The following is a 26,340-nucleotide window of genomic DNA, read 5'->3' as shown; positions in this document are numbered from 1 at the left end:
GCCGTTGGGCAGGGTACGTCCCTCATTTCACCAGCCGCGTGCGCAAAATGCGCGCTCTGCGGTTGATCTGACGAAATGTCGCATCCGGCCACCACCCGTCCGGAGTGGCCCTACCCCAGCGGGCAGCCTGTCCGCAGGGCGTTGCGGCGCAGCAGCTGCGCCCGGGCGCCCGCGTCCCGGCCGGTGCCGCGCTCGGCCAGCCGCTCGGCGAAGCCCGCCTGCTGTTCGACCGGCTTCTTGTCGTCGTACTTGAACTTGGCGTCCACCCGGTCGATGGCCAGCCGCAGGCCCCGGATGCCGGAGAGCAGCGGCCCGTACGGCTGCTGACCCGGCGTCACCGGGGCGGCGCCCGGCCAGTCCGGCTCGAAGTGGGCCAGCTGGCGGTCGAGGATGTCGGCCTTGCCGGCCGGCTCGTCCACCGGCTCGGCGGTGCAGGAGAAGTGGACCGAGGCGTAGTAGCTGGTCGGTACGTACGGGTCGCCGCGCCAGCCGCCGGCGGCGAAGGCGTAGTCGTCCGTGACCGCGAGGGTGACGGCGGGGTCGGCCCGGATCGCCGCCCAGATCGGGTTGGGGGCGCCGAGGTGGAGCACGATCTCGTCGCCCGCCAGCAGGAAGTGGGTCGGCACCAGAACCGGCCCCCGGCCGTCGGTGCCGTTGGCCGCCAGCAGGCCGAAGTCCCGTCCTTCGGACAGCCATTGGCGCCACTCGGCCTCGCTGCCGCGGTCCCAGGATCGGATCAGCACGGTGTCCGCCCCCTCAGCGCCGGAAGTCGGTCAGGTGGGCGGGCAGCGGCACGTCGGTGGTGGCGTCCGGCTCGGGGGTGCCGTGCACGGTGGCGACCGGGATCACGCCGGCCCAGTACGGCAGGCCGCGGTCCTCCTCGTCGTCGTCCGCGCCGTCGGCCCGGGTCTTGGCGGAGACCTCGTCGAGCACCAGCCGGACCACGGCGGTCTTGGCCATCTCCTTGGCGTTCGGCCGTCGGACCTCGCCGGAGCGCCCGGGGACGGAGTGGTCCACCAGGGCGTCCAGGGCCACCGCCAGCTCCTCCGGGTCGGTCACCTGCTGCGCGACGCCGTGGGCCACCACCGAGCGGAAGTTGACGGAGTGGTTGAAGGCGGATTTGGTCAGCACCAGTCCGTCGACCAGAGTGACGGTGACGCAGACCGGCATGCCCTCGTCCGCCGCGCCGCGCATCGGGCGGCTGCCGGTGGAGCCGTGCACGTACAGGCGGTCGCCGACCCGGGCGAAGATGGTGGGGAGCACCACCGGGGCGCCGTCCACGACGAAGCCGAGGTGGCAGACGTAGGCCGCGTCCAGGATGGCGTGGATCGCGTCGCGCTCCCAGGTGGCCCGGTCGCGGTAGCGGGTCGGGGTGGTGCGCTCGTTCCTGGTGTACGAAGCCGTGTCCGACATGACAACCTCTATGTACTAGTGCATACTGGTGTTTGTGCTAGGAGAGTATCCGATCAAGGGTCGGCGTGCCAGTGAGATTGCCGCCGACATCGAACAGGCCGTCAGCTCCGGCCGCCTGCAGCCCGGGGCCGCGCTGCCGCCGCTGCGCGACCTGGCGGTCGAGCTCGGCGTCAACCCCAACACGGTGGCCGCCGCCTACCGGCTGCTGCGCGACCGGGGCGTGATCGAGACCGCCGGACGCAAGGGCAGCCGGGTGCTGCCCCGCCCGGCCACCAGCCCGCGCGACCAGGTGCCGATCACGGTGCCGGCCGGCTCCCGCGACCTCTCCAGCGGCAACCCCGACTTGGCCCTGCTGCCCGCCCTGGCCCCGGCCCTGGCGGTCGCGGCCGCCGCCGGCGACGCCGACCCGGTGCTGTACGGGCACCCGGTGGCCGACCCCGGGCTGCTGGCGCTGGCCCGGGCCGGCTTCCTCGCCGACGGCGTCCCCGACGGCGCGCTCGCGGTCTGCTCGGGCGCCCTCGACTCGATCGGACGCCTGCTCAACTCCCGGCTGCGGCCCGGTGATTCCGTCGCGGTCGAGGACCCGGGCTGGGGCAGCCTGCTGGACCAGCTGCCCGCACTCGGGCTGCGCACCACCCCCGTCCGGCTGGACGACCAGGGCCCGCTGCCCGATTCGCTGGCCGCCGCCCTGGCGGCGGGCGCGCGGGCCGTGGTGGTCACCGTCCGGGCGCAGAACCCGACCGGCGCGGCACTCACCGCCGAGCGGGCGGCCGCGCTGCGCGAGGTGCTGGCCCGGCACCCGGAGACGCTGGTGATCGAGGACGACCACGGGCACGGCATCGTGGACCGCCCCTACCAGGCACTGGCCACCGCCGACACCGCGCACTGGGCGGTGGTCCGCTCGGCCGCCAAGGCGTACGGGCCCGACCTGCGGGTCGCCGTGGTGGCGGGGGACGCCACCACCATCGACCGGGTGCTGGGCCGCCAGCGCCTGGACACCGGCTGGGTCAGCCTGCTGCTCCAGCGCACCGTGGCCGAGCTCTGGCGCACCGACGCGGCCCCGGCCGGCCCGGTGGCCGCCACCTACCGGGTCCGGCGGGAGGCGGTGCTGGCCGCGCTGGCCGAGCACGGCATCACGGGGTACGGCGCCAGCGGGCTGAACGTCTGGGTGCCCGTCCCGGAGGAGTCCGGGGTGATCGCCGGGCTGGCCCAGCGCGGCTGGGTCGCGGCCCCCGGCGCCCGGTTCCGGCAGCAGTCCCCGCCGGCCGTCCGGCTGACCGTGGCCGCCCTTCCGCCGGAGCTGGCCCCGGCGCTGGCGGCGGACCTGGCGGCGGTGCTGCTCCCGTCCCGGGCGGGGTCCCGGCTGACCTGAGGGCGGGCCTCAGCCGCCGGTGAGGGCGGCGTTGCCGGCGTCGCGGAGCGAGTCCGGCAGGGTCCAACTGCCCATCCGGGGGACGGGGTCGAGGGCGGTCACCCCCACCGAGAGCGAGCCCTCGCAGCGCCGGTGCCCGGTGGGCCATTCCACCGTGACGTTCCGGGTCACGGTCGCGCCCGGGGCCAGCGTGCCGAGCTGCAGCAGCGGACTTCCCGGCGCGGTGCCGTCGCCGGAGCTGCAGCTCAGGGCAGGCATCAGCATGGTCTGCACGGGGGCGCCGCCGGTGTTGCTGATCTCGATCGTGACCGTGACGGCCGGGGCGTCAAGGCCGCGGCCCAGCGCGGCGTCGGTGGCGGTCAACCGGGCGCCGCCGAGCGTGACGGTGCCGCCGATCGGCGTCTTCGGCAGGGCGAGTGTGGTGCTGAAGGCCGAACCGCTGATCCGGGTGGGCGAGCCGCTCGGCGCCGAGCGGCCCGGCCCCGAGGTGCCCGGCCCCGAGCCGAGCGTGCAGGCGGCGGCGAATGCCGCGACCACGAGGAGGCCGACTGTGGGTCCGGTGCGCATGAACGGTGTTCCCCCCGCTTGCTGACAAGGCGGTCCGTCTGGCAGCGCAGGCGGTTCGCGCACATCCGTCGAAGGTCGGAACGGCCGAACTGACATACCGGGCGTAGTCGGTCCATCACTCCACCTGGGTCGTGGAAGAAACTCCGGTCGGATACCTAGCGGTAACAACGGTGGGCATGTCACATTCATCGCGCCACCGGCCGGCGGCCCACCCTCACCCGCGCCTCCCCACCCCACTCATCGGGAGGCCGTTCGCAGGAGTTTCGCCGTGCTCGAAAGTTGTCGAAGCATCAGAACCGCCGTGCGTTTCCTGGCCGCAGCCGCGCTCACCCTCCCGCTGCTGAGCCTGGCCACCCCCGCCGGGGCCGCCACCGGCCCCACCGCCAGCGTCTCGCTGGGGGACAGCTACATCTCCGGCGAGGCCGGGCGCTGGAAGGGCAACAGCGTCGTCACCTCGGGGAGCCGGGCCGGCACCGACCGGGCCTGGACCGGCAGCGCGTACGACCCCACCCGCGCCTACGGGGCCAGCTACTCGAACGGGTGCGACCGTTCGGACTCGGCCGAGGTGCGCAGCGCGACCGGCATCGCCACCACCCAGATCAACCTGGCCTGCTCGGGCGCGGTCAGCGCCAACGTCTTCCGGGCCAGCAACGGCGGCCAGTCCTACAAGGGCGAACTGCCGCAGGCCGACCAGCTCGCCGCCGTCGCGGCCGCCAACGACGTCAAGCTGATCACGCTGTCGATCGGCGGCAACGACCTCGGCTTCGCCGACGTGATCGAGACCTGCGTCAAGGACTACCTGATCTGGTACTCGTACTGCTACGACGACCAGCAGGACGCGGTGAACGCCCGGATGCCCGCCGCGATGGCGGGCGTGGGCAAGTCGATCGACGAGATCCGGGCGGTGATGACGGCCGCCGGGTACGCGTCCTCCTCGTACCGGATCGTGCTCCAGTCCTACCCCTCGCCGATCCCGCGCGGCGCGGACATGCGCTACCCGGAGAGCGGCTGGAGCCGGGCCGACACCGGCGGCTGCCCGTTCTGGAACGGTGACGCCGACTGGGCCAGGAACACGCTGGTCCCGCAGATCTCCAACGAGCTGGGCAAGGTCGCCAAGGCCAAGGGCGTCCAGTTCCTCGACCTGCGCGACATGCTGGCGGGCCGCGAGGTCTGCGCCAAGGCCACCCGGCAGGCCACCTCCAGTACCGCCCCGAGCGCCACCACCAGCGAGTGGGCCCGCTTCGTGGACGCGGGCCTGAGCGCCTCCCAGGGCGACACCCGCGAGTCCATGCACCCGAACTACTACGGCCAGCTCGCGCTCGGCCGCTGCCTCACCCTGCTCTGGGCCAAGCCCACCGGCGACCAGTCCTGCCGCAACACGGCCGGGCAGGACGCCACCGGGATGTACCTGGTCGCCAAGTAGCCACCCCCGCAAGGCCTGTCGCGGGCCCGGCCGTCGAACTCCGGCCGGGCCCGCGGCGATTCGCCGCGGTGATCCGGCCCGGACGGGGTAGGCGCCCCGATGGCGCCGTGCCGGGAGGGTGCGGCGGCGTGCCTCGGAGGGAGAAGTCGATGGGTATCGGCGGCTGCATCGGTCTGTTCGCGCTTGGCGCGATCCTGACCTTCGGTGTCGACTGGGAGCTGTCCGGCGTGAACGTCGACATGGTCGGCGTGATCCTGATGGTCGCCGGACTGCTCGGTCTGGTGGTGTACGCCCGGGTCTACCGGCGGCGCCGGTTGCTCGGGAGCCGGGGCGTGGAGTCCCCGGTGGTGCAGGAGCGCCGGTACTACGACGAGCTCTGACGCCGCCTCAGGGACGGACGGCGCCGCGCAGGAGCTTGCCCTCGGTCGACAGCAGACCGGTGCGCTGGTCGAAGCGCGGCGCCGCCGCGAACATCAGGTAGAGGTACTTGGAGTTCTCGGCGAACCAGTAGCCCGGGGTCAGGTCGCCGAGCCGGCCGGTGGTGACGTCCTCGGCGACGGTGTAGCCGCCCGGGACGCGGAGTGCGCTCTTCATCCCCTGGAACCAGCGGTGGGCGTCCGCCTTGAACCCGCTCTCCCCGGTGACCGTCCACAGGTCGTAGCAGGAGTTCGCGTACTCCGGCCGGAGGTCGTTGCGCGGGTTGCGGACCTGGCCGGTGGCGAAGTCGACCACCTCCGGCAGCACGGGGTGCCGGTCGAGTTCGGCGGTCCAGTTCCGGTGGTACTCCCGGGCGGCCGCCAGGTCACCGCCCTTGGCGAGCAACCCGGCGTAGAAGGAGCCGAGTTCGGACTGCTCCCGGCCGCGGGTGGCGCCGTCCGCGTACCCGACCTGGCGGAACCGGAGCTGCCCGCCGCTGCGCTCGCTCTGGTGGCGCAGCACCGCATCGGTCAAGGTCCGGTACTGGTCCCGGAGTTCGTCCAGGCCGAACAGCTGCCAGCCGGTCCACAGGTACTCGTAGTAGGAGTCCACCGGCGGATTGGGCGCGCAGGAGGTGGTGTCCGCCCAGCGGCCGGTCTCGACGTCGATCGAGGTGCCGAGCAGGCCGAGCGAGGAGCGGCGGTGGTAGATCTCCCAGTACGCCTGCCGGGCGGCGGTCCAGTACGTGTTGTCCCCGGTGAGCCGGGACAGCAGGCCGAACTCGACCAGGTTGCTGCCCAGTTCGGCCAGCGGGCCGACCTTCCCGGAGACCGCGCCGGTGCGCAGGTTGACGTGGCGGTACGGCAGGCCGGTGGGGGACTTGGTGAAGGCGGGCAGCAGCCGGTCGGTCAACTCCCGGCAGCGCTCCAGCAGTCGGGGCCGTCCGGTGCACAGGTAGCCGGCCAGCAGGCCGCCGACCAGCCGGATGACCGCCTCGAAGACCTGCACCTCGGCGTCCACCACCGGGTCGAGGTGGGCCTCGATCCAGTCGGCCGACCGGGCCACCTCCTCGTCCAGCTCCATCAGCCACAGGGTGTCCAGCGCCTCGACCACGGAGAGCCCGAAGGTGTGCCCCGGGGCGAAGAAGTCGTGCCGTCCGCCCGAGACCGGCCGCACCTCGTCGTAACCCCAGGCCGCCCGCTTGTACCCCTCCCAGCCGTGCAGGAACTCCGCCTTCACCTCGGCGGCGACGACGGCGTCGGGAGGAAGCTCGGCGGCGGTGGCGGGCCGTCCGGCGGCGGTGAGCGCGGCGGCCGCGGCGGCCGCGCCGAGCACGGTGCGGCGGCGGGGGAGCGGGAGGGCGTGCATGAAGCCGGACGCTAACGCCGCCGCCGGGCCCGGCCGGGGAGGTGCGGCCGCCCGCGTGTCGGCGCTCCCGCCCAGGTCAGGGTGGGAGCGCCGGTACGTCCGGGCGGGTGGGTCTCACCCCTTTGCCAGCAGCGCCTGGGCGTGCTCGCGGACCTGCTCCTTGGTCAGATAGGCGTCGGTGTACTCGAAGTCGCGCAGCCGGGCGGGCTGCCGGGCCAGGAAGCCGGTCCGGACGAAGTCGTCGCCGGCGGTCGCGTTCAGCACCCAGTTGGCGCCGACCCGGAACTTGGCGGCGTTGGTCCGCATCGCCATGATGTGGTAGCCGCGGGCCACCAACTGGGCGGGTACGCCCTTGAGTTCGATGCCGAGCGGCTTGGAGACGGCGTCCTTGCCGCCGAGGTCCACCACCAGGCCGAGGTCCTTGTGGTAGTACGGCTCCAGCGGATGGTTGCGCAGCGCGGCCACCACGTTGTCGGCCACCGCCTTGCCCTGCCGGGCCGAGTGCTGGGCGGTCGGCGGGCAGACCGCGCCGTCGCCCTTGGCCAGGTCGGGCACGGCCGCCGCGTCGCCGAGCGCGAAGACGCCGTCGAACTGCGGGATCCGCATCTCGGCCGTCACCGCCACCCGGCCCCGGACCGTCTCCGCGTCCAGGGTGCCGATCAACGGGCTGGCCGCCACGCCCGCGGTCCAGATCAGGGTCCGGCTGGGCAGCACCCGGCCGTCGGTGAACTTGACCGTCTCGGCGCCCACTTCGGCCACCGAGACGCCGAGCGAGACCTCCACGCCCCGGGCCCGGAGCACCTGCAGCGCGGTGGTGCCGAGCTTGTCGCCCAGTTCGGGCATCAGCTTGGGGGCGATGTCGATCAGGTGCCACTTGATCAGGCGCGGGTCCAGCCGGGGGTAGCGCTTGCTCGCGGCCGTGGTCAGCCGCTGCAGGCAGGCCGCCGTCTCGGTGCCCGCGTAGCCACCGCCGACCACCACGAACTGGAGCCGGGACTCCCGCTCGTGCTGGTCCAAGGTGGCCGAGGCGAGGTCGAGTTGGGCGATCACGTGGTCGCGGACGTAGGTCGCCTCGGCCAGCGTCTTCATCCCGCGGGCGTAGTCGGTCAGGCCGGGGATGTCGAAGGTCCGGGTCACGCTGCCGGGGGCGAGCACCAGCTGGTCGTACTTCTCCGCCACCACCTCGTCGGTGATCTTGCGGACCACGCAGACCTTCGAGCGCGGGTCCACCCCGATCGCGCCGCCCGGCAGGATGTGGGTCCGGCGCAGGGTGCGGCGCAGCGAGCACGCCACCGACTGCGGGGTGAGCACCCCGGCGGCGACGTGCGGCAGCAGCGGCAGGTAGAGCTGGTAGTTGAACGGCGTGACCAGGGTGATCTCCGCCTCGGAGGGGGCGAGCTTGCGCTCCAGTCGGCGCGCGCACTCCAGACCGGCGAAACCGCCGCCGACGATCAGGATTCGAGGTCGTGCCATCGTCCATCCCTTACCTGTGCTGGTCCGAGCCGTACCAGGACACCTGTTCGCCACCCTTGCACGGGGTGTGACGGTCTGCCACCGGACAGGCCCTAGGGTGGAGGGGTGCTCCAAGAGGTGACGGCGGTCCGCTATGTGACGCCACTCAGAGAAGGCGGCTCGATGCCGGGCCTGGTCGAGGCCGACGACCATCGGCTGTACGTGCTCAAGTGGTCCGGCGCGGCCCAGGGGCGGAAGGCGCTGGTCGCCGAGGTGTTGGCGGGGGAGCTGGGGCGCGGGCTCGGGCTGCCGGTGCCGGAGCTGGTCCGGCTGGACCTGGACCCGGTGCTGGCCAGGAGCGAGCCCGAGGTGCAGATCCAGGACCAGATCCGGGCCAGCGGCGGGGTGAACCTCGGGATGGCGTTCGTCAGCGGGGCGCTCAACTTCGACCCGCTCTGCTTCGACGTCGATCCCCGACTGGCCGGGCGGGTGCTCTGGTTCGACGCGCTGATCGGCAACGTCGACCGGTCCTGGCGCAACCCCAACCTGCTGGTCGGCACCGGCGGGCTGCGGCTGATCGACCACGGCGCCAGCCTGATCTTCCACCACCACTGGCCCGGCGCGGCGAACTGGGTGACCAGGCCGTACGACGCCGGCGACCACGCGCTGCTGCGCGCCGAGCCGGACCTGAAGGCGGCCGACGCCGAGCTGGCCCCGCTCGCCGGGGCGGCGCTGGCGAAGGCGGTGGCGGCGATCCCGGACGAGTGGCTGACCGAGGAGCCGGGATTCGACGGCCCGGCGGCCGTCCGGGCGGCGTACCTGGAGCAGCTGACGGCCCGGCTGGCCGGACCGCGCGACTGGCTCCCGGAGGTGGCGGCGTGAGCGAGGGGCTGCACGACTACGAGTACGCGGTGATCCGGGCGGTGCCCCGGGTCGAGCGCGGCGAGTGCATCAACATCGGGGTGCTGCTGTACTGCCGCCAGAACGCCCACCTGGAGGCCAGGACGCACCTGGACCAGGCCAGGCTGCTGGCGCTGGACCCGGTGGCGGACGTGGCCGGGGTGCGGCGGGCGCTGTCCGGGATCGAGGCGGTCTGCGCCGGTGGCCCGGCGGCCGGGCCGGCGGCCGGGGACAGCCCCGGGCAGCGGTTCCGCTGGCTGACCGCGCCGCGCAGCGCGGTGGTCCAGCCGGGCCCGGTGCACACGGGGCTGACCGCCGATCCGGAGGCCGAGCTGCGGCGGCTGTTCGAGCAGCTGGTGCTCTGAAGCGGTGGCCGGGAGACCCTTGACAAGGTCGAAACTGGAGGAACTGAAGCACCTGTGCGTACCCTGACCCACATGGGCACCACCACCGCTCCCTCCACGGCCGACCTGATGGAAGCAGTCGCCGCCGTCGGCACCGCCTACTTCCAGGACTTCGCGGCCGCCGCCGCCCGGCACGGGCTGAGCTCCTCCCAGGCCAAGGCGCTCAAGGCGGTGCAGGAGCCGGTGCCGATGCGCGCGCTGGCCGGCCGGCTCGGCTGCGACGCCTCGAACGTCACCGGCATCGTCGACCGCCTCGAAGGCCTCGGCCTGGCCCACCGCGAGCCCGCCCCGGGCGACCGCCGGGTGAAGATCGTGACGATCACCGGTCAGGGCCGCGCGGTACTGGACCAGGTCCGCGACGACATGTCCCGCGCGCACCGCGCCTTCGGCTCCCTGAGCGCCGAGCAGCGGGTGGCCCTGGACGGCCTGTGCAAGCAGGTCCTGCCGCTGCTCCTCGCCTAGCGCGAGCCCGCTGCGGTCGGGGCTGACCTGGACTGTTAGGCTTGCGAAGCGTGAGCGCGAAGCCCCAGATCCCCAATGTCCTGGCCTCCCGGTACGCCTCGGCGACCCTGGCCCAGCTGTGGTCCCCCGAGCACAAGGTGGTCCTCGAGCGCCACCTGTGGCTCGCCGTCCTGAAGGCACAGCAGGACCTCGGCATCGAGGTGCCGGCCGGTGCCGTGGCCGACTACGAGCGGGTGATCGACCAGGTCGACCTCGGCTCGATCGCCGCCCGTGAGCGGATCACCCGGCACGACGTCAAGGCCCGGATCGAGGAGTTCAGCGAGCTCGCCGGTCACGAGCAGATCCACAAGGGCATGACCTCCCGGGACCTCACCGAGAACGTCGAGCAGCTGCAGATCCGGCAGTCCCTGGAGCACGTCCGGGACCGTACGGTGGCTGTGCTGGTCCGGCTCGGCAAGCTGTCCGCGCAGTACGGCGAGCTGGTGATGGCCGGCCGTTCGCACAACGTCGCCGCCCAGGCCACCACGCTCGGCAAGCGCTTCGCGACCGTCGCCGACGAGCTGCTGGTCGCCTTCGCGCGGCTGGAGGAGCTGATCGCCCGGTACCCGCTGCGCGGGATCAAGGGCCCGGTCGGCACCGCCCAGGACATGCTCGACCTGCTCGGCGGTGACGCCGCCAAGCTGGCCGAGCTGGAGCAGCGGGTGGCCGGTCACCTCGGCTTCGAGAACGTCTTCACCAGCGTCGGCCAGGTCTACCCGCGCTCGCTGGACTTCGAGGTCACCACCGCCCTGGTGCAGCTCTCCGCCGCGCCGTCCAGCCTGGCCAAGACGATCCGCCTGATGGCCGGTCACGAGCTGGTGACCGAGGGCTTCAAGGCCGGTCAGGTCGGCTCCTCGGCGATGCCGCACAAGATGAACACCCGGTCGTGCGAGCGCGTCAACGGGCTGGCCGTGATCCTGCGCGGCTACGCCTCGATGACCGCCGAGCTCGGCGGCGACCAGTGGAACGAGGGCGACGTCTCCTGCTCGGTGGTGCGCCGGGTCGCGCTGCCGGACGCGTTCTTCGCCTTCGACGGCCTGCTGGAGACCTTCCTGACCGTGCTCGACGAGTTCGGCGCCTTCCCGGCCGTGATCGAGACCGAGCTGGACCGCTACCTGCCGTTCCTGGCCACCACCAAGGTGCTGATGGGCGCGGTGCGGGCGGGCGTCGGCCGGGAGACCGCGCACGAGGTGATCAAGGAGCACGCCGTCGCCTCCGCACTCGCGATGCGCGAGGGTGCCCGGGAGAACGCGCTGCTGGACAAGCTGGCCGCCGACGAGCGGATCCCGCTCGACCGGGCCGGGCTGGACGCGCTGCTCGCCGACCGGCTCTCCTTCACCGGCGCGGCCGGTGCCCAGGTCGCCGAGGTGGTCCGCCGGATCGAGGCCGTCGCGGCGGCCCACCCGGCCGCCGCCAAGTACGCGCCGGGCGACATCCTCTAGTCCGAAGAGCTCGAAGCACGCCGGTCCCGGGGCGGTCACCCGGGGCCGGCGTCGCCGTTCCCGGAGCCGCGGCGGGGCTCGATCGGCGGGGTGGTGCTGTCGCAGTACCACTCGCAGGACGGCTCGGCGACGGGCCGCTCGGGGGCCAGCGCGTCGCTGCGCACGGTCGCCAGGGCGAGCAGGCCGCCCGCCGCCAGCAGGCCCGCGCAGATCAGCATCGAGATCCGGAACGCCGAGTCGACCTCGGCGGGCACCTGGTACGCGTCGCCGGTGAGACCGGACAGCGCGGGCAGGGCGGCCACCGCGAGCAGGCCGGCCGCTCGGGCGGCGGCGTTGTTGACACCGCTGGCGATGCCCGCGTGCCGGACGTCCACGGCGGCCAGCACGGTGGCGGTGAGCGGGGCGACCAGCAGCGTCATGCCGGAGCCGAGCACCACCACGGCGGGCAGCACATCGGTCCAGTAGGACGCGGCGGGGCCGATCCGGAGCAGCAGCAGGACGCCACCCGCGCAGATCAGCGGGCCGAGGAAGAGCGGCAGCCGAGGGCCCGTCAGATGCCCGAGCCGTCCGGCCCGGCCGGAGAAGGCCAGCATCAGCAGGGTGATCGGCAGCAGGGCCAGCCCCGAGGTCAGCGGGCTGAAGCCGGACACGGTCTGGAGCTGCACCATCAGCAGCAGGAAGATCCCGCCGAACGCGCCGTACACGCAGAGCGTGACCAGGTTGACGGCGGAGAACAGCCGGGACGAGAAGAGCGTGAGCGGCATCATCGGCTCCGGGCTGCGCCGCTCCGCGACCACGAAGGCCGCCCCGGCGAGCAGCCCGGCGGCCCCGGCCAGCAGGGAGAGGCCGTGCAGGCCCTCGGTCAGCGCGTACGTCACGCCGGCCAGGGCGAGCGCGGCCAGCACCGCGCCGCGGACGTCGAACCGGCCGGCGGCCTGCTCGTCCCTGCTCTCCGGGACATGACGGACCGTCACCGCCAGGACCAGGGCCGCCAGCGGTAGGTTGAGCAGGAAGACCCAGCGCCAGCCGGGCCCGTCCACCAGCCAGCCGCCGAGGAAGGGGCCGGCCGCCGCGCCGACGCCGCCCAGCCCGGACCAGACGCCGACCGCGCCGGAGCGGTCGTCCGGGTGGAAGGACGCCTGCAGCATGGCGAGCGAACCGGGCGTCAGCAGGGCGCCGCCGATGCCCTGGAGGGCGCGCGCGGCGATCAGCAGCTCGACGTTCGGGGCGAAGGCGCACAGGGCCGAGGCGAGGGCGAACCAGGCGACGCCGATCAGGAAGACCAGGCGGCGGCCGTAGCGGTCGCCGAGCGAGCCGCCGAGCAGGATCAGCCCGGCCAGGGTGAGCAGGTAGGCGTTGACGGTCCACTGGAGCGCGGCCATCGAGGCGCCCAGGTCGGCGCCGATGCTCGGCAGGGCGACGTTGACCACCGTGCCGTCCAGCATCGCCATGCCGGAGCCGAGCGCGGTGGCGGCCAGCACCCAGCGGCCTCGGGCGGTGCCGAGCCTGAGCTCGACCGGGTTCTCGGTGTCCACGCCCTGATCCTCCGCCCCCGCGGGGCCTTCTGCCAGTTCCCGGTGGCAGGTTCCCACCTCTGCCGCTGACGGTGTCCCGCCAACGAAGCTGGGGCCCTCCCGACCCCCACTTCGGAGGAACCTGATGAAGCGTCACTTGGCACGGTGGACCACGCTCGCCGCGAGCGCCCTGCTGGCGAGCGGCACCATGGTGCTGCCCGCCCAGGCCGGGGAGGCCACCCCGGGCGTGGTCGGCGGCACCCGGGCCGCCCAGGGCGAGTTCCCGTTCATGGTGCGGCTCTCGATGGGCTGCGGCGGTGCGCTGCTCACCAAGCAGATCGTGCTGACCGCCGCGCACTGTGTCGGCGCCAGCGGGAACACCACCAGCATCACCGCCACCGTCGGGGTGGTGGACCTGAACAGCAGCAGCGCGATAAAGATCAAGTCCACCAAGGTCTACCGGGCCCCCGGCTTCACCGGCGCCGAGAACGGCAAGGACTGGGCCCTGATCAAGCTCGCCTCGCCGGTCAGCAGCAGCGCCGTCGCCACCCTGCCGATCGCGGGCAGCACCGCCTACGACAGCGGCACCTTCACGGTGGCGGGCTGGGGCGCGGCCAGCGAGGGCGGCGGCCAGCAGCGGTACCTGCTCAAGGCGGCGGTCCCGTTCGTCAGCGATGCCAGCTGCGCCTCGGCCTACCCCGGGCTGGTCACCGGCGCCTCGCTCTGCGCGGGCAACCTGGCCAGCGGCGGCGTGGACACCTGTCAGGGCGACTCCGGCGGCCCGATGTTCCGCCGGGACTCCGCGAACAACTGGATCCAGGTCGGCATCACCAGCTGGGGCGAGGGCTGCGCGCGTCCCGGCAAGCCGGGCGTGTACACCCAGGTGAGCACCTACGCCGCGGCGATCACGGCGGCGGCCGCGACGCTCTGACGCCCTGGACGTCCTGACGCGGGCTCGGCGGCGGCCCCTCCGGCACGGTGGCGGAGGGGCCGCCCGTCATGCCCGGGACCGGTAGCCGGCCAGCCAGCGCTCGGACTGGCGGCGCTCCAGCGCCACCCGTCCCTCGGCTGCCGGGACCCGGGCCAGCGCGGTGGCGGCCGCCTCCGGGCGGCCGGCCCAGACGTGCGCGCCGGCCAGCCGGGCCGTCACCAGGGCGCGGTAGTGCTGCTGCTCCAGCGGCAGCCGGGCGAGTGCCTCGTCCAGCCCGGTGCCGGCCAGCCGGGCGTGGGCGCGGCGGCCGGTCCGGACGGCCAGGTCGCGGTGGCAGGTGCCGTGCGCCAGCAGCAGCAGGGTGCGGGCCTCGGGGGTGGGCTCGGCCGCGGTGAGCAGGGCGGCCTGGTCCAGCGCCCGCCCGGTCTCCCGGCCGTCGGCCGCCAGCGCGTGCCCCCGGGCCCGGGCCAGTGCGGCGCGGGCCTGGGCGGCCGGGCGGTCGGTCCGGACCGCCTGGTCGAACGAGGCCCGGGCGGCGCCGATCGCGGCCGCCGAGTGGCCGCAGGCCCAGTGCACCGCGCTCTGCCGGGCCAGCAGCAGCGCCACCGCCGGCCGGTCGCCGGCCGCCGCGGCCCACTCCCGGCCGCAGTCGTACCAGGCCAGTGCGCGGCCGTACTCCAGCCGGTCGAACCGGGCCCAGCCCGCGAGTTCGGCGTAGCGGGCGGCGAGCGAGCCGAGCCGGGCGCGTTCGGCCGAGGGGGCGGTGCGCTGCTGACGGGCCGCCAGCCGGGCGTGGTGCTCCAGCACCTCGACCAGGGCGTGGCCGCCGACCGCGCGGGCGGCGGTGCGGTAGGCCAGCAGGAGCTGCTCCAGGGTGTCGGCGCCCGGGGTGGTGCCGGGTGGGCGGCCGTACCGGGCCAGGCGGCGGCGCTCGCGCTCGACGCCCGGCCAGAGCCGGGACAACTCCCCTGCGGTGTCCAGGAGTTCGTCGAGCCGCTCGGCCATGCCGGCCGGTGGCCAGCGGCGGGTGTTCTCCACCCGGCTGATGTGCGAGTCGTCGTAGCCGAGACGGCGGCCGAGCTCGGCCTGGCTGAGGCCGCGGAGCAGGCGCCAGTGCCGCAGCCGGGCGCCGAAGTCCGAGCGGGCCGAGCCGGACAGGTGCAGGTCGAGGGGCACGGGACCTCCAGCGGGGGCGTCCAGTGGGGGTGTCCATGGGGAAGTCATGGGGAGTCCATGGGGCGTCCTTGGGGTGGACGGCCAGGCGAGCCTCGCACAGATTTGTCATGGACAGGTATCCCCGGGATGCCGCGAACGTCAAACCGACCCGGGGAGCCGACGGTCCGTCAGGGCCGGTTCGCCGTACGCTGCGAGGGACGCGAGAGGACGGTGTTCGCAGATGGACGTACCGGGTCCGGACTGGGCGGTGCTGGCTCCGCACTGGCAGCCGGAGCAGCGCTCCGCCGAGCAGGACGCGGCGGCGGAGGCGGAGCTGGCCGGGCTGCGGACCACGGCCGAGCGGGTCGCGGGCGGCGGCATCCGGGCGGCCGTGCTCGGGGTCAACGACGGCCTGGTGACCAACCTCTGCCTGATCCTCGGCGTCGCGGGCGCCTCGGTGGACGCCGGTACGGTCCGGCTCTCCGGGCTGGCCAGCCTGGTCGCGGGGGCGCTGTCGATGGCGGCCGGCGAGTGGGTCTCGGTGCGCAGCCAGGCGGAGGTGGCCCAGGGCATGGAGCGATCGCTGCACCAGGCCTGGCAGCTGTCGCCACCGGTGGTGCTGGCCCAGCTGACGAAGAGCCTGCGCGAACGCGGCCTGGACCGGGAGACCGCCGTCCGGGCCAGCCGGGGCGTGGTGACCTCGGGCCGGGAGGCCTCGGCGACCAGCACCCGGATCCTGTTCGGGGTCAGCGCGGGCGACGCCGGTTCGCCGGTGGTGGCGGCGGTCTCCTCGCTGCTGCTGTTCGCGCTCGGGGCGCTGCTGCCGCTGCTGCCCTGGTTCTTCGCGGACGGCAGCGCGGCGGTGACGGCGTCGGTGCTGCTCACGGCCGCCGCGTCGTTGCTGGTCGGAGGCGCGCTCGGGTACGGCTCCGGGCGGGGGGTGCTGCGGCTGGCGGGGCGTCAGCTGCTGATCGTCGCGGTCGCCTCGGCGGTCACCTACGGGCTCGGCGCGGTGGCGGGGAGCTCGGTGCTGTGAGGTGCGCGGGGAGGGGCGGGCCCGGGCTCAGGCGGTGAACCGCTCGCGCAGGGCGGTCAGGACGGCGTCGTCCAGGCCGAGGGCGGTGCGGGCGTACGTCTCGGGATCGCCCCAGCCCTCGGTCAGGGTCTCCAGCGCGGCGGCGAGGTAGGACGGGCGGACGGTGAGCAGCGCCTCGGTGATCTCCGGGTCGCCGCCCGCCGCGGTGAACGCGGCGACCACCGGGGCGAAGGCGGCCCGGACGGCCGGGTTCACCGCCAGGTAGTCCTCCTCGACCGTGGCCCGGTCGGCGCCGAGCAGGAGCAGCAGCAGCGCGGCACCCCAGCCGGTGCGGTCCTTGCCCGCCGTGCAGTGGAACAGCAGCGGCCCGTCGGCGGGCCGGGCGAGGGCGGTGAGCAGGGTGCGGTACGCGGCTCGGCCGGAGCCGCTGGTGACGAAGGCGCGGTAGTCCGCGATCAGCGCCAGCTCGGCCCGGCCGTCGCCGAGCAGGCGGTTGGCGGCGAGCGGATCGGTCGTCACGGTGCCGAGCTTGGACGCGGCGCCGGCGCTCATCGCGTCGGCCAGCACGTCCGCCACCACCAGGGCGGCGGCGGGCGGGACGCGGTCGGGGCGGGCGGTGCGCTCCCGCTCGGTGCGCAGGTCCACCACGGTCCGGACGCCGAGGGCGGCGAAGGCCGGGTCGGCGGCCGGGTCGAGCCGGTCCAACTGCCCGGACCGGAACGCCAGCCCGGACCTGACGGTCCGTCCGCCCGGGAGCGGTACGCCGCCGAGGTCGCGGAGATTGGCGACGGTGGCGGCTTCGACGGGGAGCGAGTGCGGCATGGCGGGCTGTCCTCCGGGGGGCGTGCTGGCGGCCTCGGGGTCGAGGTTACGCGCGGGGGCGCACGGAAGCATGGGGAGGGCGTGACCGGTGGAGTCCGTTGCCGGAGGTACGGGACGGAGGAGAGGGTACGGGGAGGCAGTCGGTTCAGGAGTCGAGGGAGGGTTCGGGATGGCGGCGAGGATTCTGATCGTCACGGGGGACGCGGCGGAGTCGCTGGAGGTGCTCTACCCCTACCAGCGCCTGCTGGAGGAGGGGTACGAGGTGGTGGTGGCCGCGCCCACGAAGAAGACCCTGCAGTTCGTGGTGCACGACTTCGTGCCGGGCTTCGACACGTACACCGAGAAGGCGGGCTACACCTGGCCGGCCGACGTGGCGTTCGCCGACGTCGACCCGGCCGAGTACGTGGCGCTGGTGCTCCCGGGCGGCCGGGCACCCGAGTACCTGCGCAACGACCCCGAGGTGCAGCGGATCGTGGCGCACTTCTTCGAGGCGGACAAGCCGGTCGCGCAGATCTGCCACGGCCCGCTGATCACCCTGCCGGGCGGGGCGCTGACGGGCCGTCGGACGGCCGCGTACCCCGCGCTGGAGCCGGACGTGCTGGCGGGCGGAGCGACGTACGAGGACGGCGACGCGGTGGTCGACGGCCTGCTGGTCTCCGCCCGGGCCTGGCCGGACCACCCCGGGTGGATGCGGGCCTTCGTGGCGGTGCTGCGGGAGAAGGCGCCGGTCGACTGACGGCGGGTCAGGGGCGGCGGCCGGGACGATCCGGCCGCCGCCCCGGCGCGTGGCGCGGTGGTGCGGCGCCGGGGTCGGGGTTAGCGTCAGGGCATGCATGTGGTGATCGCTGGTGGGCACGGCAAGATCGCGCTTCGGCTTGAGCGGCTGCTCGCCGAGCGGGGGGATTCGGTGGTCGGGCTGATCCGCTCGGCCGGGCAGATCGGCGATCTGGCCAAGGCCGGTGCCAGGGGCGTGGTCTGCGACCTGGAGACGGTCTCGCTGGAGGACCTGGCCGGGGGCCTGAGCGGGGCCGACGCGGTGGTCTTCGCGGCCGGCGCCGGGCCCGGCAGCGGGAGCAGCCGGAAGGACTCGGTCGACCGGGGGGCGGCGGCGCTGCTCGCGGACGCGGCCGAACTGGCCGGTGTCCCCAGGTACTTGATGATCAGCACGATGGGGATCGAGAAGGCCGGGGCGCCCGGCATGGAGCCGGAGTTCACCGACTACCTGCGGGCCAAGGGCGCGGCCGAGGAGGACCTGAAGGCGCGTTCGATCGGCTGGACGGTGCTGCGCCCCGGCCCGCTGCTGGACGAGCCCGGCAGCGGGTTCGTCCGGCTCGCGGTGCCCGCGCTCCCACTGGCGCCGGTGCCCCGGGAGGATGTCGCGCTGGTGCTGCGGGAGTTGCTGGACGCGCCCGCGTCGGCCGGGCGGACGCTGGAGCTGACGGCGGGTGCGGAGCCGGTGGCGGACGCGGTCCGGGTGGCGCTGGCGGTGGGCTGAGGTCAGCTGCGCTGCCGCTGGGGCGCCGGTTCCGGCGCGGCGGCCGGGACGGCCCGGCCACCGCGGTTGGTCAGCACGGCGAGGACGAGCGCGAGGGCCACCACGGCCGCGCAGGCGAGCATGGCGTGGAAGTAGGCCGTCTGCGGCGTCCCGGCGCGGCTGTTGAGGTAGATGCCGGAAATGGCCGAGATGCCGACCGCGGCCGCTATCCGCTGGGACATCTGCAGGATGCCGCCCGCGACCCCGGCCGCCTCCGGCGGCGCGTGCCGCAGCACCTGGGCCTGGTTGGGGGAGACGATCAGACCGGAGGCCGCCCCCGAGCAGAGCTGGCCGACGGCGAGCAGCAGCGGGAGCACGGCGGACGGCGCGCGGAGCGCGGCGAGGCCGCTGAGCAGCAGTGCCGCGAGCGCGAGGACGAGACCGATCGGGACGATCCGGTCGCCGAAGCGCCGGACGGCCCGCCAGGCGAGGTTGGAGACCGCCGCCATCGCGAGGGCGGCGGGGAGGGTGACGGCCGCGGCGGCCAGCGGGGAGAGGCCGAGCCCGTCCTGCAGGAACATCACCAGCACCAGGGCCGAGGCGAGCGAGGCGGCGAACTGGCCCATCGCGGTGAGGGTGCCGAGCACGTACTGGGGGGAGCGGCCCAGCGCGGGGTGGATCAGCGGCTTGCGGCCGGTGGCGGCGTAGTGGCGCTGCCAGGCGATCAGGGCGGCGGTGAGCGCGACCGCGCCGGCCGCCAGGGCGAGCTTGGTGGCGGTGGTGGCCGGCTGGACGAAGGGCAGCATCACGGTGACGGTCAGGGCGGCGGTGAGCAGCAGCCCGAACAGGTCCAGGGTGGTGCGGGTGCCGGTGGGCGCGCCGCGGGTGGGGGCCGGGAGGTGACGGATCGCCAGCAGCAGGGTGGCCAGGCCGGAGGGGACGCTGATCAGGAAGGCCAGCCGCCAGCCCCACTCGGGGCCGGCCAGGGCGATCAGCGCGCCGCCCAGCGGCGGGCCGAGGGCGATCGCGACGGCGCAGGTCACCTGGTACAGGCCGAGCGCCCGGGTGCGGGCCGGGCCGGTGAAGACGTCCTGCAGGGTGCCGATCATCTGCGAGTTGACCAGCCCGGCACCGGCGCCCTGGAGCAGCCGGACCGCCACCAGCAGCCAGGGGGTCTGGGCGGTGGCGGCGAGCAGGCCGGCGCCGACGAAGAGGGCGATGCCGGCGACGAAGAAGGGCTTGCGGCCGCGCAGGTCGCCCAGGCGGCCGCCGGGTATCAGGGCCAGGCCGAACGCGAGGGAGTAGCCGGCCACGATCCACTGGACCTGGGTGGGGTCGGCTTCGAGTGTGCTGCGGAGCGCCGGGACGGCGATGTTGAGGACGGAGTTGTCCAGCATGGTGGTGAAGCCGCCGGCCAGGCAGACCAGGAGGATCTGCTTCTGCTTCGCTGTTTTGTGCACGGACGGAGGGTAGCCGGAGGGGAGCGCCGGGCGGCAGGGCGGGTCGGGCTCAGGGGCGGGTCGGCTCAGGCCGGAGCGAGCAGGGTCCAGGGGTGCGGCCGGGCCAGGGCCAGGCGTGGCTTGCTGGCGGCCCAGTGGTGGACGGCGGTGGCCAGGACGGCGGCGGGGTCGGGGACGGGGTGGGTGGGGGTGAACGGCTCGGCCATGCTGGTGTAGCTCTGGAACATGGCCAGCAGCTTCACGGCCCGGCTCTGCACCGGGGAGAGGTACTGGTCGGCGAGCGGGAGGAAGAAGCGGTTCCAGCTCTCGACCGGGACCAGCGGCGGGCGCTCGACGGGGTCGACGCCGTGGGCGGTCCGGTAGGAGTTGAGGGTGTCGCAGATGACGTCCAGCAGGGTGGTCAGGGTGAGGCAGTCCGGGCCGGCCGCGATCACCTCGGTGCGTGGCGAGGGCGGGGGAGCGGCGAGGGCGGCGGCGGTGATCACGGCGGCGACCTGGTCGACCGGGCTGATCTCGGCGTAGCCGTGCGGGTCGCCGACCACGACCGCGGCCAGGCCGGAGACCAGGGCCTGCAGGATCGTGTACGGGCCGGAGAAGCGGGCGATGGCGCCGTTGTCGCGGCGGCCGACCACCAGCGGGGGCCGAACCACCGTCAGCGGGCCCGGGTGCTCGGCCCGGACCAGGTCCTCGGAGCGGGCCTTGGACCACTCGTAGCCGTTGCGGTAGCCCTCGAACTCGGCGCCGCGGAGGTCCTCGGGGTTGCGGGTGCCGCCGACGTAGGCGGTGGAGACGTGGACCAGGTGGGTGTCCCGGTCGGCCAGGGCGAGCACGGCGCGGAGCGGGTCGAGGTTGGCGGTGGCGGCCTCCTCGCGGGTGAGGGTCCAGCGGGTGGTGGCGGCCGCGTGGACGATCACGTCCCAGTGCCCGGCCAGGGCCGGGGGCGGCGGTTCGGTGCCGATGTTCCAGGGGAGCCCGGTGTTGCGGCGGGCCACCGGGACGGTGGTGTGGCCGGTGGTGCGCAGGAGCCGGGCCACCTCGGTGCCGACCACTCCGGTGGCGCCGGTCAGGAGGATTCGCATGGCGGTGGTTTCTGGTCGAGGGTCGGCAGCTGGGGGTCAGCAGCCGGGGTCAGTGGCCGGGGGTGAGGACGAGGCAGGCGTTCTGGCCGCCGAAGCCGAAGGAGTTGGAGAGCACCGGGGCGGGCCCGATGCTGCGGGTGGTGGTGACCAGGTCGACCAGGCCGGACTCCGGGCTGGTGGCCAGGTTGGCGATCGGCGGCACCACGCCCCGGGCGGCGCAGAGCAGGGCCAGTGCGGCCTCCAGCGCCCCCGAGCCGCCGATCAGGTGGCCGGTGACGCCCTTGACCGCGGTCAGCGGGGGTGGCTGGCCGGCGAAGCAGCGGTCGACCGCGCGGGCCTCGGCGCGGTCGTTGAGGACGGTGGAGGTGCCGTGCGCGTTGACGTGTCCGATCTCGGCCGGGGTCAGCCCGGCGTCGGCGATGGCCTGTTGCATGCAGCGGGCGGCCACGGTGCCCTCCTCCCGGGGCGCGACGATGTGGAAGGCGTCGCAGTTGTCGGCGTACCCGGCGACCTCGCCGTGGATCACGGCCCCCCGGGCCCGGGCGTGGTCGAGGCGTTCGAGGACCAGGACGGCCGCGCCCTCGCCCATCACGAACCCGTCCCGGTCGGTGTCGAACGGGCGGCTGGCCAGGTGGGGTTCGGCGTTGCGGACGGACATCGCCCGCATCCGGGCGAAGGAGCCGACGATCACGGTGGTGACGGAGGAGTCGACGCCGCCCGCCACCGCGGCGTCGAGCTCGCCGTGACGGATCTTCCGGGCCGCCTCGCCGATCGCGGTGGTGCCGCTGGCGCAGGCGGAGGAGTAGGTGGTGCAGGCGCCCTGGAAGCCGTGGCGGAGGGCGAGCCGGGAGGCGGCCGAGTTGGCCATGGTGCGGGGCACGGTGTGGACCGGCAGGTCCCGGGGGTGGTCGGCGTGGCTGATGGTGACCGCCTCCATGCTGGGCAGCCCGCCGATGCCGGTGCCGATCTGGACGCCGATCCGCTCGGCCGGGCCCTGGAGCCGGGCCTCCCGGAGCGCGTCGTCGGCGGCGCAGAGGAGCAGCGTGGTGGCGCGGTCGATCTGGCGGAGCTCCCGGCGGGAGAGGTAGGCCTCGACGTCGAACGGCGGGACCAGGCAGGCGAAGTGGACCGGGAGGTCGTGGTCGATCAGGTGGTCCACCAGGGCTGCGGTGGAGCGGGCCTTGAGGACGGTGTCGAAGGCCTGCTCGACGGTGTTGCCCGCCGGGCACTTGACGCCGATTCCGGTGACCGCGACCCGGTGGCCGCCGGACGGGTGGGCGGTGGACCGGTGGGTGGTGGACCGATGGGTGGTCACACGCACCTGGCCGTGAGCAGGTCGATGGCCTGGCCGACGTCCCGGGCGTCCGTCAGGTCCTCGACCGCGATGCGCAGGCTCAGGGCGCGTTCCAGCCGGGCGCCGATCTCCATCAGTTCGAGGCTGTCGATGCCGTAGTCGGCCAGCAGGCTGGTGCGTTCGGAGACCTCGGCGACCTCGGTGCCGAGTACGTCCGAGATGGTGGATCTGACCACCAGGGCCAGTTCCTCGCGAGTGGGCATGTCCGTTCCTTTCAGCAGGCTTTCAGGAGGTGGGGGCGGCCGGGACGGCGGCGTCGAGAATGTCGAACGCCTCGGCGAGATCCGCTGCGGTGCTGATCAGCGGCGGCAGCAGGCGGACGGTGGTCGGCCGGCTCAGGCAGGGGGACACCAGCAGCCCCAGCGCGGCGAGTCGGAGCACGACGGTGCCGGCCGTGGCGGGGTCGACCAGCTCGATCCCGCGCAGCAGTCCGCGGCCGCGGACGGCGCGTACGGTGTCCGGGTGACTGCGGGTCAGGCGGTCGAGGCCGGTGTCGAGCAGGGCGGAGAGCCGCTGGCCGTGGTCAGCGAGCCGCTCGATTGTCGTCAGGGTGACGGGGAGGGCGGCGCAGCTGAGCGGGTGCCCGCCGAAGGTGGCCGAGTGCAGGAACGGATCGGCGGCCAGCGGGGCGTACAGCCGCTCGGAGCAGACCAGGGCGGAGAGCGGCAGCACACCGCCGCCCAGCGGCTTGCCGAGCAGGACCGCGTCGACCGGGAGGCCCTCGGCGAGGGCGACGGACGGCTCGCCGCAGCGGCGCAGGCCGCACTGGATCTCGTCCGCGACCACCAGGGCGCCGTGCCGGCCCGCCTCCTCGCACCAGCGCCGGAGCACCGGTACGGGCAGGGGGACGGCGCCGTTCTCGCCCTGGACCGGCTCGAAGACGAGGGCGGCCACCGGGCGCGCGGTGAGCTCGCGCCGGAGCGCGTCCGGGTCGGCGGGGTCGAGGTGGACCACGTCCACGCTGCACCCCTGGAGACCGGTGCGGTAGAGCGGACTGTGCGTCAGGGCGAGCGCTCCGAGCGACTTCCCGTGGAACCCGCCGCGCACCGCGACCACCCGGTCCCGGCCGGTGGCGAGCCGGGCCAGCTTCACCGCCACCTCGACCACGTCGGCGCCGTTCAGCCCGAAGTAGACCTTGGGCAGGCTGCCGCCGAGGTAGGCGGTGAGCGCGGCGGCCGCGCGGGCGGCCACCGGGTTGGCCAGGCTGCGGGTGGCGGTCGGCATCCGGTCGAGCTGTTCCCGGACGGCGGCCAGCACGGCCGGGTGGCGGTGGCCGATCAGGGTGACGGCGTAGGAGCCGAAGTCGAGCACCGAGCGGCCGTCGGAGAGGGTGACCCGGACCCCGTCGGCGGTGGTCTCCACCGCACCGCGCCCGGCGAAGCTCCCGGTCAGGGCCAGCTTCGGGGAGAGATGGCGGCGGAGTTGGTCGAAGACCTCGGTGGCGGTGCTCACCGGGCTGCGGCCAGTGCGTCAACGGCCGGCGCGTCGGCGGCCGGTGTCAGGCGGCGGCGCAGGGCGGCGAGCATCTCCTCGGCGTTCTCCCGGAGGGCCGTGGCGGCCACCGGGTTGAGCATCTCGGAGAGCAGCGGGATGCCGAGGTCGAAGTCGACGTGCAGTGCGACGGTGCTGCCGCCCGGGGCGGCCGAGACCGACCAGTGGCCGGCGAACTCGCCCAGGTCGCCGCTGATCTGACGGAAGTCGAACCGCCGGGCCACCGGGTCGATCACCTCGGCCTCGGTCCAGCGCAGCACCGACCCCTGCAACTGCACCGACCAGGCGGTGGTCCGGTGCCGGTCGTCGGTCTGCTCGGTGATCACGACCGAGTCGACGCCGGTCATGCAGTGCGGGTACGCCTCCACGTCCACCACGGCGGGCCAGACGGTGTCCGGCGGCAGGGCGATGGGGAGTTCGACGTCAACGCGTGGCATGGGAGTACCTCTCGTGGTCGGGGCCGAGGGCGTCGGCGCGGGCGGCCGCCAGGGCCGGGGGCAGCAGCCGCCGGAGCAGTGCCCGGGGCAGCGGGCGGACGTGGGTCATCGCGTACCACTGCTCGACCAGCTCGCAGCCGAGTTCCAGCTTGGGCTGGTACGCGGTCTGGGCGAAGCCGATGTGCCGGCAGCCGGAGTCGATCGCCAGCCTGATCGCCGCGTGGTGGACGGCGTGGTAGAGCCCGGCGGCGTGGGCGATCCGGTAGTCCAGTCCGATCCGGGCGCCGGTGGCGCCGGAGCCGGAGAAGAAGCAGAGCAGGAAGGCGACCAGGCGGTCCTGCTCGAAGCAGGCGACCAGGCGGCGGCCGGCCGGGTCGGCGGCGTGCACGGCGGCGAAGAAGGAGGCGTCGAGCAGGTCGAGGGTCTGGTCGGCCCGGTCCATCACCTGGCGGTAGAGGCCGAGCAGTTCGGGCAGCAGCTCGGCGAAGTCGGTCCGCACCTCGGTCCGCAGCCCGGGCCAGGCGGCGGCGCGGCGGAGCTTGCTGCGGGCGTTGCGGCGGGGCTTGGCGGGGAGGTGCTCCAGGTAGTCCTCGAACGAGCTCCGGTCCAACCGCAGCCGGGTGTCCGGAAGGGCGGGCAGGAAGAAGAAGCCCGCCGCCGTGAGGGCCGGCCGCAGCCCCGCCAGCTCGGCCGGAGCGAAGTCCTTGAACACCACCGTGCCGAGCCGCTCCCGGCGGGCCAGCGCCAGCACGGCGGCCAGCAGCGGCGGCACCGCCTCGGGCGGAAGCTGACCCCGGCTCAGGACCCGTCCCTGGCCCAGCAGATGGCCGCAGAACAGCATCGGTACCCGGAGCAGGCGGGGGAACAGGCGGCGGACGGGGGCCAGCAGGCGGCGCTCCCGGGGGCCGACGACGTCGTCCAGCCGGAGCCCGCGGAACAGGCAGAGCGGGAGGACGGCCACGGCCTCGGGCCCCTGGTGCAGGATCAGGTAGGCGTAGCCGTCCGGGCCGATCCGGCCGCGCTCCATCGCCAGCAGGACCGGCCGGGCCCAGATCGGGTCGTCCGGGGGTGCGAGCTGCTCCCACAGGCCGTCCGGGAGCAGCTCGATGCTGCGCACCAGCTCGGTCCGGTAGCCGTCGGGCGGGGGCGCCGGGGTCGGCGGGGTCGGCCGGGGCACCGGGGTCAGCCGATCCGCAGCGGGCGGCCGTGCAGGAAGTCCCGCAGCGGCCCGGCCATCCGGCCGCGGGCCGGTGGGTGGAAGGTCAGGCCGGTGGCGGCGGAGGCCAGGTAGCTGCCCTCGGAGGAGGTGATGAAGGCCATCCCGCCGAGCGCGGCCAGGCAGGTCGCGGTGGTGCGGGCGATGGCGTCCTGGGCGGCGTACCGGGCCTGCAGGGCGGCGACCAGCAGGGCGTCGGTCCACTCCTCGTCCGCCATCGCGCGGGCCACCGCCTCGACCGCGAGCATGGCCGCCTCGATGTCCACCAGGTAGGTGGTGGGGTCGTCGGCGCCGCCGCCCGCCCGGTTCAGCACCCGTTCCACCAGCGCGCTGGCGATGCCGAGGTAACCCGCCGTCAGCAGCAGCTCGAACCAGAGGAACCCGGCCACGTTGAGCGAGTCGGGCACGGCGTCCGCGGTGACCTCGGTGAGCACCACCTGCTCCGGGGCGAGCATCACCTCGGTCAGCACCACCTCGTCGCTCTCCGCGCCGGCCAGCACCGGCGTGCGCCAGAACGGGCGGACCGTCAGGCCGGGGGACTGCGCCGGGATCAGGGCGACGGCCAGGCGCTCGACCCCGTCGGCGTCGGTCATGGTGACCGAGGCGGTCAGCAGGTCCATCGAGCGGGAGAGGCTGCACGGCATCTTGCTGCCGTTCAGCACCACCAGGTCGCCCCGGCGCTCGGCGGTGATGTGCGGCTTGAGGATGTTCTGACCGGCCCGGCCCTCGGCGAAGCCGGAGGCCAGCAGCAGGCCGTCCCGGGCGATCGCCTCCAGCAGGGCGTGCTCCGGGCCGTCCGGGGAGCCGACCCGGACCAGGCCCGCGACCGAGAAGTGGTGCATGGTGGTGGCCACGGCGAGGGAGGGGCAGCGGGCCCCGACGGCGCGCTGGACCCGGACGGCCTGGAGCGGGGTCGCACCCGGGCCCCCGTACGCGGCCGGGACCAGCAGCCCCGGGCCGCCGGCGGTGCGGAAGGCCTGGACGGCCGGACTGGGGGCGGACTCCAACCGGTCCAGCGGGTGCTCGGCCAGGGCGGCGTCCAGCCCGGGCATGAAGGCTTCCAGGGTGGCGCGTTCACGGTGCAGGAAGGTCATGGGCGATCCGTTCGGGGA

Annotated in this window: 27 protein-coding genes; 11 read left to right on the top strand and 16 right to left on the bottom strand. The window is 74.5% G+C overall.

The features are described 5' to 3' along the window. Positions 1-110: 110 nt before the first annotated feature. Both ABT118_RS27690 and ABT118_RS27685 read right to left on the bottom strand, forming a co-directional pair. Entirely contained in the window at positions 111-743 is a 633-nt protein-coding gene (locus ABT118_RS27690) for an FMN-binding negative transcriptional regulator (protein WP_350674704.1), read from the bottom strand. Between the two features lie 13 nt (positions 744-756). Further along, positions 757-1,413 (bottom strand): pyridoxamine 5'-phosphate oxidase family protein, encoded by a 657-nt coding sequence (locus tag ABT118_RS27685; RefSeq protein ID WP_350674702.1) that lies wholly within the window; start codon positions 1,411-1,413, stop codon positions 757-759. A 34-nt stretch (positions 1,414-1,447) separates the two neighbouring features. Here ABT118_RS27685 and ABT118_RS27680 point away from each other — a divergent pair, with 34 nt between their 5' ends. Beyond that, a complete protein-coding gene (locus ABT118_RS27680; RefSeq protein WP_350674698.1) occupies positions 1,448-2,785 on the top strand; it encodes an aminotransferase class I/II-fold pyridoxal phosphate-dependent enzyme in 1,338 nt (445 codons plus the stop codon). 9 nt (positions 2,786-2,794) lie between these two features. Here ABT118_RS27680 and ABT118_RS27675 read toward each other — a convergent pair whose 3' ends face one another. Continuing rightward, positions 2,795-3,352 carry a hypothetical protein gene (locus ABT118_RS27675; protein WP_350674696.1) on the bottom strand — a complete coding sequence of 186 codons (558 nt, stop codon included), beginning with the start codon at positions 3,350-3,352 and terminating at the stop codon, positions 2,795-2,797. 301 nt (positions 3,353-3,653) lie between these two features. On the opposite strand from ABT118_RS27675, the gene ABT118_RS27670 reads away from it, so the two are divergent. After that, complete coding sequence (locus ABT118_RS27670) at positions 3,654-4,775, top strand: GDSL-type esterase/lipase family protein (RefSeq protein WP_350674693.1); 1,122 nt, start codon at positions 3,654-3,656, stop codon at positions 4,773-4,775. Positions 4,776-4,924: 149 nt separating this feature from the next. Then, entirely contained in the window at positions 4,925-5,155 is a 231-nt protein-coding gene (locus ABT118_RS27665; protein ID WP_350674689.1) for a DUF6458 family protein, read from the top strand. A gap of 7 nt (positions 5,156-5,162) precedes the next feature. Here the strand turns inward: ABT118_RS27665 and ABT118_RS27660 are convergent, their stop codons facing one another. Next, positions 5,163-6,560 carry a glycoside hydrolase family 47 protein gene (locus tag ABT118_RS27660; protein WP_350674687.1) on the bottom strand — a complete coding sequence of 466 codons (1,398 nt, stop codon included), beginning with the start codon at positions 6,558-6,560 and terminating at the stop codon, positions 5,163-5,165. 114 nt (positions 6,561-6,674) lie between these two features. Continuing rightward, positions 6,675-8,033: an NAD(P)/FAD-dependent oxidoreductase gene (locus ABT118_RS27655; RefSeq protein WP_350674685.1), complete on the bottom strand. Its 1,359-nt coding sequence runs from the start codon at positions 8,031-8,033 to the stop codon at positions 6,675-6,677. 105 nt (positions 8,034-8,138) lie between these two features. On the opposite strand from ABT118_RS27655, the gene ABT118_RS27650 reads away from it, so the two are divergent. The 4 genes from ABT118_RS27650 to purB all read left to right on the top strand — a co-directional run bounded on the left by ABT118_RS27650 (position 8,139) and on the right by purB (position 11,259). After that, entirely contained in the window at positions 8,139-8,894 is a 756-nt protein-coding gene (locus tag ABT118_RS27650; protein ID WP_350674682.1) for a HipA family kinase, read from the top strand. After that, positions 8,891-9,277 carry a DUF3037 domain-containing protein gene (locus tag ABT118_RS27645; protein ID WP_350674680.1) on the top strand — a complete coding sequence of 129 codons (387 nt, stop codon included), beginning with the start codon at positions 8,891-8,893 and terminating at the stop codon, positions 9,275-9,277. Before ABT118_RS27650 ends, ABT118_RS27645 begins: the two co-directional genes overlap by 4 nt. Before the next feature lie 72 nt (positions 9,278-9,349). Then, the gene (locus tag ABT118_RS27640) at positions 9,350-9,778 is read left to right on the top strand and encodes a MarR family winged helix-turn-helix transcriptional regulator (protein ID WP_350674677.1); all 429 of its coding nucleotides are present in this window, start codon (positions 9,350-9,352) and stop codon (positions 9,776-9,778) included. Positions 9,779-9,819: 41 nt separating this feature from the next. Then, positions 9,820-11,259: an adenylosuccinate lyase gene (gene purB / locus ABT118_RS27635; protein ID WP_350674675.1), complete on the top strand. Its 1,440-nt coding sequence runs from the start codon at positions 9,820-9,822 to the stop codon at positions 11,257-11,259. Between the two features lie 35 nt (positions 11,260-11,294). On the opposite strand, the gene ABT118_RS27630 is transcribed toward purB, so the two are convergent. Then, the gene (locus ABT118_RS27630; RefSeq protein WP_350674672.1) at positions 11,295-12,794 is read right to left on the bottom strand and encodes an MFS transporter; all 1,500 of its coding nucleotides are present in this window, start codon (positions 12,792-12,794) and stop codon (positions 11,295-11,297) included. A 124-nt stretch (positions 12,795-12,918) separates the two neighbouring features. Between ABT118_RS27630 and ABT118_RS27625 the strand changes: the two genes are divergently transcribed. Then, positions 12,919-13,704, top strand: coding sequence for a S1 family peptidase (locus tag ABT118_RS27625; RefSeq protein WP_502884692.1), 786 nt, complete (start codon positions 12,919-12,921; stop codon positions 13,702-13,704). A 66-nt stretch (positions 13,705-13,770) separates the two neighbouring features. On the opposite strand, the gene ABT118_RS27620 is transcribed toward ABT118_RS27625, so the two are convergent. Beyond that, on the bottom strand, positions 13,771-14,880 hold the full coding sequence (locus ABT118_RS27620) for a helix-turn-helix domain-containing protein (RefSeq protein WP_350674668.1): 1,110 nt from the start codon (positions 14,878-14,880) through the stop codon (positions 13,771-13,773). 220 nt (positions 14,881-15,100) lie between these two features. On the opposite strand from ABT118_RS27620, the gene ABT118_RS27615 reads away from it, so the two are divergent. Continuing rightward, entirely contained in the window at positions 15,101-15,895 is a 795-nt protein-coding gene (locus ABT118_RS27615) for a VIT1/CCC1 transporter family protein (RefSeq protein ID WP_350674664.1), read from the top strand. 27 nt (positions 15,896-15,922) lie between these two features. On the opposite strand, the gene ABT118_RS27610 is transcribed toward ABT118_RS27615, so the two are convergent. Then, positions 15,923-16,717 (bottom strand): tyrosine-protein phosphatase, encoded by a 795-nt coding sequence (locus ABT118_RS27610; RefSeq protein ID WP_350674661.1) that lies wholly within the window; start codon positions 16,715-16,717, stop codon positions 15,923-15,925. A gap of 169 nt (positions 16,718-16,886) precedes the next feature. On the opposite strand from ABT118_RS27610, the gene ABT118_RS27605 reads away from it, so the two are divergent. Together ABT118_RS27605 and ABT118_RS27600 are read left to right on the top strand one after the other, a co-directional pair. Next, entirely contained in the window at positions 16,887-17,453 is a 567-nt protein-coding gene (locus ABT118_RS27605; RefSeq protein WP_350674657.1) for a DJ-1/PfpI family protein, read from the top strand. 93 nt (positions 17,454-17,546) lie between these two features. Then, a complete protein-coding gene (locus ABT118_RS27600) occupies positions 17,547-18,212 on the top strand; it encodes an NAD(P)H-binding protein (RefSeq protein WP_350674654.1) in 666 nt (221 codons plus the stop codon). A gap of 2 nt (positions 18,213-18,214) precedes the next feature. Here ABT118_RS27600 and ABT118_RS27595 read toward each other — a convergent pair whose 3' ends face one another. The 8 genes from ABT118_RS27595 to ABT118_RS27560 form a co-directional block, all read right to left on the bottom strand. Beyond that, the gene (locus ABT118_RS27595; RefSeq protein ID WP_350674650.1) at positions 18,215-19,651 is read right to left on the bottom strand and encodes an MFS transporter; all 1,437 of its coding nucleotides are present in this window, start codon (positions 19,649-19,651) and stop codon (positions 18,215-18,217) included. Positions 19,652-19,716: 65 nt separating this feature from the next. Next, entirely contained in the window at positions 19,717-20,730 is a 1,014-nt protein-coding gene (locus ABT118_RS27590; protein WP_350674647.1) for an SDR family oxidoreductase, read from the bottom strand. A gap of 49 nt (positions 20,731-20,779) precedes the next feature. After that, the gene (locus tag ABT118_RS27585; RefSeq protein ID WP_350674644.1) at positions 20,780-22,045 is read right to left on the bottom strand and encodes a beta-ketoacyl-[acyl-carrier-protein] synthase family protein; all 1,266 of its coding nucleotides are present in this window, start codon (positions 22,043-22,045) and stop codon (positions 20,780-20,782) included. Beyond that, complete coding sequence (locus ABT118_RS27580) at positions 22,042-22,287, bottom strand: acyl carrier protein (protein ID WP_350674641.1); 246 nt, start codon at positions 22,285-22,287, stop codon at positions 22,042-22,044. Before ABT118_RS27580 ends, ABT118_RS27585 begins: the two co-directional genes overlap by 4 nt. Before the next feature lie 22 nt (positions 22,288-22,309). Then, positions 22,310-23,536, bottom strand: coding sequence for a class-III pyridoxal-phosphate-dependent aminotransferase (locus ABT118_RS27575; protein WP_350674638.1), 1,227 nt, complete (start codon positions 23,534-23,536; stop codon positions 22,310-22,312). Next, positions 23,533-24,012, bottom strand: a complete 480-nt coding sequence (locus ABT118_RS27570) for a type II toxin-antitoxin system RatA family toxin (RefSeq protein ID WP_350674635.1) — start codon at positions 24,010-24,012, stop codon at positions 23,533-23,535. The genes ABT118_RS27575 and ABT118_RS27570 overlap by 4 nt, the downstream gene beginning before the upstream one ends. Continuing rightward, positions 23,999-25,189 (bottom strand): GNAT family N-acetyltransferase, encoded by a 1,191-nt coding sequence (locus tag ABT118_RS27565; RefSeq protein ID WP_350674630.1) that lies wholly within the window; start codon positions 25,187-25,189, stop codon positions 23,999-24,001. Before ABT118_RS27565 ends, ABT118_RS27570 begins: the two co-directional genes overlap by 14 nt. Before the next feature lie 5 nt (positions 25,190-25,194). Then, a complete protein-coding gene (locus ABT118_RS27560) occupies positions 25,195-26,322 on the bottom strand; it encodes an acyl-CoA dehydrogenase family protein (RefSeq protein WP_350674626.1) in 1,128 nt (375 codons plus the stop codon). Positions 26,323-26,340 lie beyond the last annotated feature (18 nt).

The organism is Kitasatospora sp. NPDC002040 (genome assembly GCF_040296785.1).
Lineage (GTDB): Bacteria > Actinomycetota > Actinomycetes > Streptomycetales > Streptomycetaceae > Kitasatospora.
The sequence above is the reverse complement of the archived record's forward strand: the minus strand, read 5'-3'. Positions and strand labels throughout refer to the sequence as shown.